This is a genomic window from Ruegeria sp. CK1 (assembly GCF_056536545.1).
Window position 1 is genome coordinate 237,474 of sequence record NZ_JBQFPX010000004.1, and the last position, 13,262, is coordinate 250,735.

At 56.3% G+C, this 13,262-nt stretch carries 13 protein-coding genes; 6 read left to right on the plus strand and 7 right to left on the minus strand.

What is annotated here, in order from left to right:
* Positions 1-4 precede the first annotated feature (4 nt).
* The gene (gene betB / locus ACR0L3_RS12220; protein ID WP_480746001.1) at positions 5-1,459 is read left to right on the plus strand and encodes a betaine-aldehyde dehydrogenase; all 1,455 of its coding nucleotides are present in this window, start codon (positions 5-7) and stop codon (positions 1,457-1,459) included.
* A gap of 168 nt (positions 1,460-1,627) precedes the next feature.
* Here betB and ACR0L3_RS12225 read toward each other — a convergent pair whose 3' ends face one another.
* The 5 genes from ACR0L3_RS12225 to ACR0L3_RS12245 are packed head-to-tail and all read right to left on the minus strand — an operon-like array spanning position 1,628 to position 6,268.
* A complete protein-coding gene (locus ACR0L3_RS12225) occupies positions 1,628-3,772 on the minus strand; it encodes a hypothetical protein (RefSeq protein ID WP_480746002.1) in 2,145 nt (714 codons plus the stop codon).
* On the minus strand, positions 3,769-4,638 hold the full coding sequence (gene motA, locus ACR0L3_RS12230) for a flagellar motor stator protein MotA (protein WP_480746003.1): 870 nt from the start codon (positions 4,636-4,638) through the stop codon (positions 3,769-3,771). The genes ACR0L3_RS12225 and motA overlap by 4 nt, the downstream gene beginning before the upstream one ends.
* 38 nt (positions 4,639-4,676) lie before the next feature.
* Positions 4,677-5,252, minus strand: coding sequence for a MotE family protein (locus ACR0L3_RS12235; RefSeq protein ID WP_480746004.1), 576 nt, complete (start codon positions 5,250-5,252; stop codon positions 4,677-4,679).
* The gene (locus ACR0L3_RS12240; protein WP_480746005.1) at positions 5,249-5,761 is read right to left on the minus strand and encodes a hypothetical protein; all 513 of its coding nucleotides are present in this window, start codon (positions 5,759-5,761) and stop codon (positions 5,249-5,251) included. The genes ACR0L3_RS12235 and ACR0L3_RS12240 overlap by 4 nt, the downstream gene beginning before the upstream one ends.
* Before the next feature lie 9 nt (positions 5,762-5,770).
* Entirely contained in the window at positions 5,771-6,268 is a 498-nt protein-coding gene (locus tag ACR0L3_RS12245; RefSeq protein ID WP_480746006.1) for a flagellar basal body-associated FliL family protein, read from the minus strand.
* A 119-nt stretch (positions 6,269-6,387) separates the two neighbouring features.
* Here ACR0L3_RS12245 and fliF point away from each other — a divergent pair, with 119 nt between their 5' ends.
* From fliF to fliP, 4 genes are read left to right on the plus strand one after another with little or no spacing between them, the layout of a single operon-like run.
* The gene (gene fliF, locus ACR0L3_RS12250) at positions 6,388-7,977 is read left to right on the plus strand and encodes a flagellar basal-body MS-ring/collar protein FliF (protein WP_480746007.1); all 1,590 of its coding nucleotides are present in this window, start codon (positions 6,388-6,390) and stop codon (positions 7,975-7,977) included.
* Positions 7,977-8,573 (plus strand): FliH/SctL family protein, encoded by a 597-nt coding sequence (locus tag ACR0L3_RS12255; protein ID WP_480746008.1) that lies wholly within the window; start codon positions 7,977-7,979, stop codon positions 8,571-8,573. The genes fliF and ACR0L3_RS12255 overlap by 1 nt, the downstream gene beginning before the upstream one ends.
* Positions 8,566-8,853, plus strand: a complete 288-nt coding sequence (locus ACR0L3_RS12260; RefSeq protein WP_480746009.1) for a FliM/FliN family flagellar motor switch protein — start codon at positions 8,566-8,568, stop codon at positions 8,851-8,853. Before ACR0L3_RS12255 ends, ACR0L3_RS12260 begins: the two co-directional genes overlap by 8 nt.
* Positions 8,853-9,584 (plus strand): flagellar type III secretion system pore protein FliP, encoded by a 732-nt coding sequence (fliP, locus tag ACR0L3_RS12265; protein WP_480746010.1) that lies wholly within the window; start codon positions 8,853-8,855, stop codon positions 9,582-9,584. The genes ACR0L3_RS12260 and fliP overlap by 1 nt, the downstream gene beginning before the upstream one ends.
* A gap of 7 nt (positions 9,585-9,591) precedes the next feature.
* Here fliP and ACR0L3_RS12270 read toward each other — a convergent pair whose 3' ends face one another.
* Positions 9,592-11,043, minus strand: a complete 1,452-nt coding sequence (locus ACR0L3_RS12270) for a sensor histidine kinase (RefSeq protein ID WP_480746011.1) — start codon at positions 11,041-11,043, stop codon at positions 9,592-9,594.
* Entirely contained in the window at positions 11,040-11,777 is a 738-nt protein-coding gene (locus ACR0L3_RS12275; protein WP_480746012.1) for a response regulator transcription factor, read from the minus strand. The genes ACR0L3_RS12270 and ACR0L3_RS12275 overlap by 4 nt, the downstream gene beginning before the upstream one ends.
* Positions 11,778-11,996: 219 nt before the next feature.
* Between ACR0L3_RS12275 and ACR0L3_RS12280 the strand changes: the two genes are divergently transcribed.
* A complete protein-coding gene (locus ACR0L3_RS12280; RefSeq protein ID WP_480746013.1) occupies positions 11,997-13,241 on the plus strand; it encodes an ABC transporter substrate-binding protein in 1,245 nt (414 codons plus the stop codon).
* Positions 13,242-13,262 lie beyond the last annotated feature (21 nt).

Consider the following 13,262-nt stretch of genomic DNA (forward strand, 5'->3'; position numbering starts at 1 on the left):
CGGCATGAAGTTTCAGCCCAAGGCCAGTCATTTTATCAACGGCGAATACGTTGAGGACACCAATGGTGCGCCAATCGATGTCATCTACCCAGCCACTGGAGAGGTTATCGCCAGGCTGCATTCCGCCACGCCTGAGATCATTGAACAGGCTCTAAACAGTGCAAAAGTGGCTCAATCGCAATGGTCTGCAATGTCGGGTACAGAACGCGGCCGTGTCCTGCGCCGCGCCGCTGACATCATGCGCGAGCGCAATCGCGAGTTGTCGATCCTGGAAACTCACGACACCGGAAAACCCCTTCAAGAAACACTGGTTGCGGATGCGACCAGCGGTGCGGACGCATTGGAATATTTCGGTGGTTTGGCGGCTTCACTGACCGGTGAGCACATCCCGCTGGGCGGCGGAGACTTCGTTTATACAATCCGCGAGGCGCTGGGCGTCTGTGTTGGTATCGGCGCATGGAACTATCCGACCCAAATTGCCTGCTGGAAGGGTGCGCCTGCATTGGCTTGCGGTAATACGATGGTCTTCAAACCGTCCGAGACAACGCCGCTATCCGCGCTTCAAGTAGCCGAAATACTGATTGAGGCTGGAGCACCAAAAGGTGTCTACAACGTCGTCCAAGGCTATGGCGACGTCGGCGCGTCGCTGGTTACAGATCCGCGCGTGGCCAAGGTGTCGCTGACCGGATCAGTACCGACAGGTCGCAAGGTCTATGCCGCTGCAGCAGAGGGTATGAAACACGTGACCATGGAACTGGGCGGCAAGTCCCCGATGATCGTGTTTGACGATGCCGACATAGAAAATGCCGTCTCGGGCGCGATTCTGGGCAACTTCTATTCTTCCGGTCAGGTCTGTTCCAACGGCACTCGTGTCTTTGTTCAAAAAGGTATCAAAGAGGCATTTCTGACACGCCTGTCCGAACGCCTGGCTACTGCGAAAATCGGTGATCCTTTGGATGAAGAGGTCAATTTTGGCCCCATGGTCAGCGAAAACCAGATGAACATCGCCCTGGGCTATGTCGAAAAAGGTAAGGCCGAGGGCGCGCGCCTAGTCTTTGGCGGTAAGCGGATCGAAGGTCAGGGTTTCTATATGCAACCTACTGTCTTTGCTGATGTGACAGACGACATGACCATCGCGCGCGAGGAAATCTTTGGCCCGGTAATGTCGGTGCTTGATTTTGATACCGAGGAAGAGGTTCTGACCCGCGCCAATGATACCGAATTCGGGCTAGCTGCTGGCGTCTTTACCAATGATCTGACCCGTGCTCACCGCATTGTGGCCGGATTTGAGGCAGGCACCTGCTATATCAACACCTACAACCTTGCCCCGGTTGAAGCACCGTTTGGTGGGTCGAAAATGTCAGGTGTTGGCCGTGAGAATTCGAAACTGGCGATCAACCACTTCAGCGAGATGAAAACGGTTTATGTTTCGATGAACGACGTCGAAGCGCCCTACTGATCTAATCCGAATAACTTTGCTCTGCTCCTCAGAAAATCCTGTGTGGGGCAGAGCGGTCCACATTTGACCCGTGGTTGAAATTACAGTTGGACCGAAGACGTTTGAACACCAACCTTGAGAGATTGTTTTGATCCAAGTCCCTATTATTGCTGTAATTTAGAACCACGTTCAATTCAGTTGTAACGTTCGGAACATCTTGGCGATTTCTTGTCGAACTTCTGCGCTGTGGCGTAACAGTTGTTCCGCATCGGCCAGTGGCTTGTCATGCAGGCGCGGTTGCGGCGATGTGAGCCTTTGGGTCATTTCAACAACTCGGCTGAACTTTGCACCGTTTTGTAAGTTCACCTCATTGGGCTGATCCGCCAGCCAAAACAGTCGGTTTGCTTCGTCAACACGGCCTGACTCGCGCATCAGAGCACCCGCTTTCGAAAAATCCCCAGCCGCGATTAAGGCTTCTGCCCGCAACGCGATGGCCTCAGCCGTTTGGTCGTCGGCAAGTTCTAGCATTGCTTGATTTGGGCGTTGGGACAACAGAGCCGCTTTGGCGCGAAGCCGGGCGCGTTCACCGCGCCTGACCCTGTCCTGAGGTCGTTTTGCCAACGTATGCGCCTGTCGCGAAAAACCAAGATCGGCCAATCGTTCTGCAACCGTAACCGCAGCGTCCGTTGTCAGTTTCGACGACTGTTCTGGCGACATATTTAAGATGCGGCGTAGAAAAGTGGTATCGTCGGCGCGCTCGGTCAAAACAGTCACCGCGCGGTTCAGCGCTTCAACGCTTTCCTCGTTTTTCGACCGTTCTCCAATAAGGTCGAGAGCGGCGTCGAATTCCTGCCCTAGGCTTAAAGCAACAGCATGGGCCCCAAGCATCATGGGACCAATTTCAGTCCTACGGAGCTCAATCGTGTAGGAAGCGGCCAGGTCAATCTCGTTCGGTGCGATTGATCCACGTTCGATCCAGCGTTTGTCGATCAATCGGGCCAAAGCCAGCGGGGCTTCCACAGTGGCGTCCGAAGCCTCAATTATTTCGGTTAACAAGATTTCGGTCTGGGATGTATCACCCTCAGCCGAAGTAACTTTGGCCTTAGCCTGCGCGACACGTGCGCTGGTTTGTGTCTTCACGCGATCCACTGAACGCAATACCCGGCGGGCCGCTTCCAATTCTTCCCCGTCCGTAAGGATTTCCGACAGCGTTGGTCCAATATGGCGCCGCAAGTGATTAGGCAATCGCGCGAAAGTTTGTTCGATTGCATTCAGGTTGGCGTCGTCTAGCAAACGGCCTTCGGAAAGTGCTGCCCACAAGGCTGCGTCGCTTTCGCATCGCTGTAGTCCCGCGAATGGGTTTTCTCCTGCCAGTGGACCGTGATCCAGAACGCGAGCAACAGCTGCAATCCGACTTGTTTCTGCAGTTTGCTCACCCAACAGGTCGAGAGCTGATTGTGCTTCGGCCCCGAACCCGTAATGGGCGTAAAGCTTGGCCAATTGCAGCATGTGCGTCGCGTCGACGATATCGAATTCTTGAAAAAGACCGGACCGTAGCTGCGCAGCCTGTTCGGAAAACGGGCGACCATCGGACCATTCATCAAATCCTAGTTCGGCATTGGATATACACGGGGGGCGGCGTTCGACTTGCGGTACATCCGGACCCAAGAGCCCATTCAGTTCATCCAAAATCGATGTCACTTGGACGTTCAGTTCCAAGTCTGACGGGAAAAACAGACTCTGATTAAGAGGAGTCGCGCGTGGTCCTACCGGCGCAAGATTCAGATCAACGATACTGCGGTCCGCGCCTTGCAATAATCGCGTTGAAAGTTGGTTCTCAAACCCGTTTGCATTCAAGTTAAGCAACGGTAGAGACAGCGCGTTGAGTTTGTTTTGAGCTTCGGGTGCTGTGCTTTCCGTCAGATTTTTGGGGGATTTAGGGGCCGGGATGTTGCTGGTCAGAGGCGGCACAAAAGTTCCGGGCGTGATGTCCACCACGATCATTGTCTGCTGGAACAAGAAGGCCGAAGCAACGCATTCGCAACCAAACTCTAACTCAAGGGCTGCGCCCGGTTCCGGTTGGGAAATTGCTGACAATCGGTTTTGAGTCAGCCGCCGAAAAACTGAACTGGTCTCAAATACCCCATTCTCCAGCGCGACGTTAAGGCGGGCGCCGTTTTTCGTCTGTTTCAACACCCACCCAGTGTCCGGCGGAACCTGAACAACCAGTCTGGTATAGCCGTCATGTTCGCCCGAGCGCACCGTAAGATCTTGGGCTGCAGTGCTGCCAGCCGCTGCAATCAAGGCCGAGACAAGTATCACCAACCAGATCATGCCGCCGCCTGCTTGAGGTCTTTCAGCGCTTTTTCAAGTTCGGTGAAGTCAGGGCGGTAGTGCGTTGGTGTGTTCTGGCGTCCGACCTCAATACACATTGCGGCATTGTGATCATGTAGATTGGCGACAAGGACCTCTTTGATCAGCTGATAGAAATGGTTGTCTTCTTCCACGACGGCTTTCAATTTGCCTGCAAATGGGCCGACTAAGCCATAGGCCAAGAATACGCCCAGAAACGTCCCGACCAACGCGCCACCGATCAATTTACCCAGGACTTCAGGTGGTTGATCGATCGAACCCATCGTCTTGATTACCCCAAGAACCGCGGCCACGATGCCCAAGGCAGGCAAACCGTCGGCAACGGTCTGAAGGGCGTGACTTGAATGCATGGCGTGGTGGAAATTTGCCTCCATCCGTTTCTCAAGAACTTCTTCCACCTGATGTGGGTCGTCAAAGTTCATCGATGCCGATCGCATTGTGTCGCAGATCAAGTCGATCGCCTCTTTGTCGGCTTTTATTTTCGGGTAGCCAGAGAACAGAGGCGAATTTTCCGGATCTTCGATATGTTGTTCGACCTCAACTGGGTTGGATCTGGCGACCTGGATCAGTGAAAACAGCAAGCAAAGCAGATCGCGGTAGTCTTCGGGCTTCCATTTCGGACCCTTGAACACCTTTCCCATGTCCTTGGCGGTGTGTTTAACGGCGCTCATGTCATTGCTGATTAGAAACGCGCCTATAGCAGCACCGCCGATCATCATCATTTCAAAAGGAAGCGATTTCAGAATGATGGCCATCTTGCCACCCGCGGCCAAGTAACCGCCGAAAACCATGGCGAAAATGATGACAATTCCGATAATTCCAATCATGGAGGATCTCCAGCAAAGTCCAGCGCTAGGTTAGCGGGTTATTCCTGAGGGGCCGCCGCGTTGCGGCCTGCCATCATGACGCTGATTGTGTATGCGGCTTCGGGGCTAAGACCGGCTAGAATACCAGCAGCAGCATCAGGAGACATGCGCGACAGGAAACCTGCGGCAAAACCAGAATCCATCGTCTCGAACAGCGCTGCGGCGTCTTTCGGCTTCATGCTTTGATAGACGTCCGTCAGGCGCGTCAGGTCAGTCTCAGCAGCTTTCTCAGCAATGGTAAGGGTCTCACGCAAAGATTCTTCTGCCCTTTGTAAGGCTGAAAGTTGCTCTTTAATCACCTGATCGGCGATGGCCAGCGCTTTTTCTTTGTCTAATACCGCCGCCTCACGCTGTTTTAATACTTCTTCCCGGCGCAGTAATTCGGTTAGTAAAACCTGGGCACCTGGCAATTCAGTTTGTGCTTGTTTCGCCGTGGGTTCAGAGGCATCTGATGATTTTGCCAATGCAGGCCCAGTTTCGAGACCCAGTCGGATTGTCGCTGACCCGATCATAAGCAGCGAGATAACCGCCAGCACGCCGCCTCTCGGGCGCTTATCAGTTTGCCTTCGGGTCATGTTGTAGGTTGACCGTTAGAGCGGTCATGCCGGAAAAACATTAAACCGCTGGGCCGCTTGACCGAAACTGAGGTAGCGACCTCTTTTTTCAGGTCCGCAGTGGGTTCCGTTGTCTGGATATCTTCATCGTCACCAGGATTGTTAGCTTCTTTAACCTCTTCAAATACTTCGCTGGAGCTTTGCTGAGAGGCGGCGACCTCAGACCTTGTTGCAAGTTCTTCGGGTGGCACCACGTCGTGCATGGAGGCCATCATCAATTCTAACCGCTGCGCGACTGCCTCGGCGCGTTTTGTTAAATCCTTTAGAACCGTTCCGGAGTGGTCCGAAGCGTCCCGAGCGGAATCCAGTGACTTTTTCAATTCATCCGCTTGCGTCGACAGAACCGCGACCGCGCCGCCAACGCCTTTTTCCAGATTGGTAAAGCGCTTGAGCCTGCGAGACAGCACAAGGCAATACAGACCTGCACCCAACGCGCCGGCGACCAGTAAAATATCGGCTATAAGCTCCAAACCCGTCTCCTAATTCAGTATAAATTGCATCACGAGAACGTCGCGCACGCGGCCTTCTCCGACAACGATTTCAATGCGACGCAGCAAGTGTCCGCGGATACGCATCAAGGCCAGTGAATCCTCAAGATCGGACACTTCAACCGCGCGCAGGTAACCGTTCAGGATATCCATGATTCGGGGCTTCAGTTTGTCGACTTCGGCCGCATGTTCGGCATTCACTTCGAGCTGAGCGTGAAATTTCAGATGCCGAGAATCACCAGCGTTCACCGAGACGATTACGGGTGGCAGGTCGATGTATTCCACTTTGGGCAAAGCCTTTAGCGCTTTGCCCTGATCCATTGTTGCTGTGTCATCCGTCGTGGGAGTATCCCCAAGGGGCAGCATGCCTGAGGTGGTCAGGAAATACCCGCCCACTGCCCCGACGGCGGCCAAAATCACCGCGATAATCGGTCCCTTTATCCCGGTTTTTTGGGGGGCCTCTGCCTGTTCTGCAGTCGCGTCAGTCATGACATCCTCATTTGTCCGTTCTGCAGTCGTCATAACCCGGCAGGGACTAACCGATTGTTAAGGGCAATCGTCCAAACAAGGGGTGCGTCGGACAGAATGTCGGCGAGTTGGAGGTGAGCGTGCAGCAGATCGGAACTGTCTGGGCAAGTTTGGACAGGCGTAAACAAATCATCGTCGCCGGTGCTGTCGTACTGGTGTTTCTTGGGGTCCTTGCGATGTCACGTCTTGTGACGGCACCTTCGATGACCTTGCTCTATGCGGGTCTGGAAAGCGGTGCCGCGGGGGACATCGTCCGCTCGTTGGAACAGCGTGGAGTTCCGTATGAGATTCGCGGCGGTTCGATTTACGTGCCCGGATCGCAAAGGGATGAACTGCGCATGACCCTGGCCAGTGAGGGGCTGCCGGCGAATGGCAATCAGGGCTATGAGCTGTTGGATTCACTCAGCGGTTTTGGCACCACGTCGCAGATGTTCGATGCCGCCTATTGGCGTGCGAAAGAGGGTGAGCTGGCCCGAACGATCGTCGGCAGCCCTCATGTCAGCCAGGCGCGAGTGCATATCGCCAACGGATCGAACAACCCGTTTCAGCGCAGCGTCGCTCCGACGGCTTCTGTTTATTTAGTGCCGTCGAGAGCTCAGATCACACCAGATCAGGCTAAAGCGATACGGTTTCTGGTAGCCTCGGCCGTTAGCGGCCTTGCGGCCGAGAATGTAACGGTAATTGATTCCAATGGTACGGTGGTCGGGGCGCAGGAAACAGCTGTGGCTGCCGATACAGCAGATGAAAAGGCGCGTCAGCTACGCGAGCGGGCGTTGCGACTAGTAGAGGCTCGCGTAGGCGTCGGAAATGCCGTGGTTGAAGTCAGCGTTGATACTGTGACCAAGACTGAATCGATCCGCGAGCGTCGTTTTGACCCAAGTAGCCGCGTCGCCATAAGCACTGATATCGAGGAGCGGTCCGATAGCGCACGAAACCAGTCTGCCGAAGTTACAGTTGCGTCAAACCTGCCGGATGGTGACGGTGCCGGCGGAGACGAGTCGAACTCTAACGCCACGCAGACGCGCGAACGGGTGAACTATGAGGTCTCGGAAACCGAGCTTGAGGTGCACAACGCGCCGGGGGCGATCAAACGGCTGACAGTGGCAGTTCTGGTCAGCGGTACACGAAGCATTGATGCCACTGGGGTTGAAATTTTTGAGCCGTTGTCAGCCGCTGAGATGGATGCCTTGAAAGAGCTGGTTGCGTCTGCCGTGGGTTTCGATGAAGCACGCGGAGACGTCATCACGTTGAAGTCCCTGGACCTACCAGCCATTGAACCGCAAGGCACACTGGCGTCATCGTCGATTTGGCAGAACGTGTATGTCGATGCAATGTCGCTGATTCAGATGGCGGTTCTGGCACTTGTTTCTCTGGCGCTGGGACTGTTCGTAGTTCGTCCGATTCTGATGAAACCGGCAACAGCTCCGGCGTTCTTGTCCACGGACATAGCTTCGGAACCAAAGACTGTTTTAAATGGGGAAGTTGCAACCGGCGAGAATGGCCAATTCACGCCTCTTTCCGGGCAAGTAACCAACGGTGATGTCCCTGTGCTGGCCGCGCAGCCGGGTGCTGATCCTGTCGACCGATTACGTGTCATGATCGGCGACAAACAGGAAGAAACCGTCGAAATTCTGCGCAGTTGGCTTGAAGAAGGCGAGGAGCGCGTCTGATGTCGATCGCCCATCTTCTTGAAGATTTCACGCTCCAAGCCGAGGGTGGCAAGCTGCACTTGCTGAACGAGGACGCGCTTGAAGAACAGCGACTGGCCGCGTTTGAGGCAGGTTATGGTGCTGGTTGGGAAGATGCGGTTCAGGCACAGGAGCAAAGTCGGGGTCAGATTTCGGACGGGCTGGCCAGGTCGTTGGAGGACATGTCCTTCACCTATCATGAGGCTTTTACCCGAATGACCCTGTCACTGGAACCGATGTTCCAGAGCTTGGTGGATGCCGTGCTGCCCGAAACACTGGATCGTGGATTTGCCCCCCGGTTGGTCGAGCAACTGACCGAAATGGCGCGGGAACAGATCGACCAGCCAATGCAGATCTTGGTGCCCAAGGATCGGGCGGCTGAGGTAGAGGCTTTGCTGCCGCAGGAGCTTTCCTCACCGACCCGCGTGATCGAAGACCCCTCGCTGAAGCCGGGACAAGCCCGGTTGCAAGTTGGCACATCTCAGCGCGAGGTGGACTGCAGCGGTCTGCTTGCCGCGGTCGCGGGTGCATTTGACGCATATGTATTTGAGGCAAAAGAGGCAGTAAACCATGAGTGATCCCCAATCACCGAAACCTGAAAAAGCCAATCCTTTCGAAGCGGTTCCAATTGAGGTCACCGTATCGGTCGGGCGTGCGCGTCCGCTGATCCGCGATCTGCTCAATATGGGTGAGCATGCTGTTCTGATTTTGGATAAGCGAGTCGAAGATCCGGTTGATCTTTATGTGGGTGATCAACTGATCGCCCGCGGCCTGCTGGAGGAATTGGAGGGTGATCAAGCCGGACAACTTGCTGTTCGCCTGACCGAAATCGCGGATCTGCAAAACGGGATCGGTTGATGCGGGGCGGTGTTTGGCTGGTTGTTGCGCTCGTGACGCTGCACCCCTCGTTAGCCGGGGCGCAAGAACTGTCGTTGTCCTTGGATGACAGCGGTTCAATCTCGGCGCGAACCATCCAGCTTATCCTGTTGATCACGATCCTCAGCCTCGCACCGGGGCTAGCGATCATGATCACCTGTTTTCCGTTTCTGATCACTGTTCTGGCCATTCTGCGACAGGGCATCGGACTGCAGCAATCGCCGCCCAACATGCTGATCGTCAGTCTGGCGCTGTTCTTGACCTACTTCATCATGGAGCCAGTTTTCTCTGAGGCTTGGACAACCGGAATCCGCCCGATGGTTGAAGAATCGATGGAGGTTGAGCCAGCGTTGCAGATCGCCATTCAACCTTTTCGCGCATTTATGGCCGCGCGCTTAGATCCAGATACGTTCCACGCCATGGCAGCCCTGCGCCCCGGCGGTGATGCCGTTGCGCTGACGCCCGAAGCGCCACTTTCGATCCTGATGCCGTCCTTTATGCTATCCGAGATCGCCCGAGCTTTTCAGATCGGGTTCCTAATCTTCCTGCCTTTTTTGATCATTGATCTGGTGGCGGCCGCAGTGTTGATGTCGATGGGGATGATGATGGTACCGCCCGCGACCGTGTCATTGCCATTCAAACTGGCCTTCTTCTTCATTGCTGATGGCTGGTCACTGATTGCTGGCGCTCTGGTGCGCAGCTACATGAGCTGAAGAGCCGTTATTGTCGGGTTATCTTTAACTGGGCGCGTAAACCCTGGTCTCCTGCCTCGAAACTCAGCGACCCACCATGCTGTTCGGCAATCGTTGCGACGATTGTCAGGCCGAGACCGAACCCGTCTGACGACCCGATATTCGAGCCGCGCCGGAACGGGGCCATTAGCGCCTCGATATCCGATACAGACAGATCGGCGCCCTTATCCTCAACTGTGATGGTCGCGGTGCGTGCGTCGGTTTCCAGCTGAACCTCGGCGTGGCGACCATATTTTAACGCGTTGTCGATCAGGTTGGTCAGCGCACGTTTCAGTGAAATCGGCCGTCCCATTACGAGCATCCGGCGTGTTTCCGGCAGTGACCCATGCCCGCGCCGTGACATAAAAACCGAAGGTGCACCTTCGACCGCAACGGGCGCAATTTTCTTCAGTGTGACCGGCAGATCCATGTCCTGGTAATCGGCGACCAAAGACTCGACCAGTGCGGTCAAGGATATCTGCTGCGGTTCCTCAATACTAAGCTCCGACCTCGTGTAGGTCAGCACGCTTTCGATCATTCCGGTCATCTGATCTACATCAGCCTCGAGCTTTTCACGCAGCTCGTCATCAGCAATCAAAGCCGCACGCAAACGGACCCGTGTGGCCGGGGTTCCAAGATCGTGACTGACGCCTGAAAGCACTGTCGCGCGTTTTTCCAGCTGTATGCGTTCATCATCCAGATGCGCGTTTACGGCTGAGACGATCTCACGCAGTTCCGCGGGGCCATCAGCGTCATAGCTGTTTGGTCCACCGCGGCGCTTTCGGTCGCGAAGTGCGCTCGAAAAGCGGGTGAAACTGTCCGAGACATTGCCGACCGAGGTGAGAATGACCGCTAGCGCCACGATGACGGCCAGAATCGCTGGCAGGCGCAGGTCGGCGGGGGCCGCCTTGCAGCCCCAGATTTCGGTGCCATCAACCCGCTGCCAGTCATTGCGCCCATACTGCGCAATCAGGATTGGTTCGCTGCAATAGGTGGCCAGCAGGCGCGTCAGGTTGCCCATCTTTTCGGGGCCTGTCTGGTCGATGCGCGACAGGATGTCTGAGACCGGATAGACCAGCCGGTCGGACATGACTGCAAGAGTCAGCTCGCGCCCCGTCAGGGGGTCGGTGTTGTCGGTCAGGATCGATAGGTTGGTGACAAAACTGCGATCCGACAGGCCCGGCAATTGTTCGAAACGACCGACCTCTGCCAGCTGTGCAACGTCGGGGGGCAGAGGCGTGATCGTGATCCCGGGCGGCGGTGTTTGACCTACGCGCAAATCTTCATAGACGGCAAAACCTGCGACATACGCGCGGGTCAGGAAGTCGTCCCATGCGCGCGCCGAGGCGAACCACAAGCCCGCCGCAAGCAGGCCCGAGGCAAAGGCGGCGCCTGTCCAGATCCAGCCCAGGCTGCGCAAGCGCGGCGCACGCCCTGTCATGCGCCTTCTTCCACCGAAACTTCGGCGGCAAAGACATAGCCGACTCCGCGTTCGGTCCGCAGCATCTGCGGGTCTTTCGGGTTAGCTTCGATCTTGGACCGCAGCCGCCCAACCAGCATGTCGATGGCGCGGCCCTGCGCCTCGGGTTTATCAGTGCTGCCGGTGACATCCAATGCCGCTGCGATCTCATCCCGTGTCAGGGGGATATGCGGGTTGGCCAGCAAAACCTTGAGAAGCGCGGTTTCCCGTTGCGACAGTGAAACCAGATAGCCCTCGGGCGAATGTACTTCGTCCCGCTTGCCGTCATAGCTCCAATCGTTGAACCGAAAACTACGCGTGCGGCGACGATAGGCCAGCGATGGTGTGCGCCGGGCGCGCTGCATCACCGCGCGGACTCGCGCCAGCATGAGCTGCGGGTTAAAGGGCTTGGCGATATAGTCATCGGCACCAACTTCATACCCGGCCATCCGTTGGTGATCAGCAGATAGAGCCGATACCAAAATGATCGGCACATCCTGCTCGACACGAAGGCGGGCGCAGATTTCAACCCCGTTTTCGTCGCCCAACATCACGTCCAGCAGGATCAGGTCGATCCGACCCGACGTCAGATGGGACCGGATTTCGCTCTCCGAGCTGGCGGGCAGGGCGATGAAACCGTTCTGCTGCAGAAACTGAGTCATCATCGACCGCATCTCGGGGTCGTCGTCCACCACCAAAAGTCGCGGAATGCTCACGCGGTTTGCCCTCCCAATTTCTGCTCCTCCGACATCATGCATTGTAACGAATGGAAACAGATTCAATGTCAACGTAACACGCTGTAACAAAAGCGGTGAATTTTTGGGCGGAGGCTGGGATTTGCTTCGGATTAGGCGTTGCCAGACACCATTCTAGTCGCAGTATGGCGGTCATCGCTGCTGTTGCAGTCACAAAGTTCTCTAGGGAGGAGACACAAAATGAAGCGTTTTGCATTCGCGACCGTTTCGACTTTGGCCGTCGTGGCCGGGTCGTCGGTTTTGGCCGGTCCCCAGGCCGAAGTTCTGCATTGGTGGACCTCGGGCGGTGAGGCCAAATCGGTGGCCGTATTGCAGGAAGAGTTTGCCTCGAACGGCGGCACTTGGACAGATATGCCTGTGGCCGGTGGTGGCGGTGATGCAGCCATGACCGCTCTGCGTGCTCGCGTTCTGGCTGGCAACGCACCGACTGCTGTTCAGTTGAAAGGCCCCGCCATTCAAGAATGGTACGAAGAAGGCGTTCTGGCCGATATCTCTTCCGTTGCTGCAGCCGAAGGATGGGCCGACGTGCTGCCTGCGTCCATCGCAGGTCACATGATGTGCGAAGGCACATGGTGTGCGGCACCGGTGAACGTACACCGTGTCGACTGGATTTGGGCCAACGCGGATGTTCTGGCGGCCAACGGCATCGAAATGCCGACCACTTGGGACGAGTTCAACGCGGCTGCAACCAAGCTGATGGATGCCGGTGTGATCCCACTGGCCCATGGCGGTCAGGCGTGGCAGGACGCAACCGTGTTCGAAGCCGTTGTTCTGGGCATCGGCGGCCCCGAGTTCTACCAGAAAGCATTGGTCGATCTGGACCCCGAAGCGCTGACCTCGGACACGATGGTTCAAGCCTTTGACCAGATGCGCACGATGCGCGGCTTTGTCGACGAAAACTTTTCGGGCCGCGACTGGAACCTTGCTACCGCCATGGTCATGAACGGCGAGGCAGCCTTCCAGATCATGGGCGACTGGGCCAAGGGTGAGTTCCTGGCGGCGGGCAAGAAGCCCGGCGAAGACTTCCTCTGTGCCTCGACCCCCGGTGACGGCTACCTGTACAACGTCGACAGCTTTGCCATGTTCGACGTGGACGGCGACGACAAGAAAGCTGGTCAGGACCTGCTGGCCAAGCTGATCGTGGCGCCGAACTTCCAGAAAGTGTTCAACCTGAACAAAGGTTCCATCCCGGCACGCACCGACGTGGCACTGGATGACTTCGACATCTGCGCCAACCTGTCGGCGGAAGATATGGGTTCGACCTCGGACGCAGGCTCGCTGCTGCCGTCCTATGCCCACGGCATGGCGCTGCGCGGATCGCAATCTGGCGCGATCACCGACGTTGTGACTGCGCATTTCAACTCGGAAATGTCCTCGGCTGACGCAGTTCAGCAACTGGCGGACGCAGTGGCAAACAGCTACTGATCCATCACGCTCTGCCCCTTA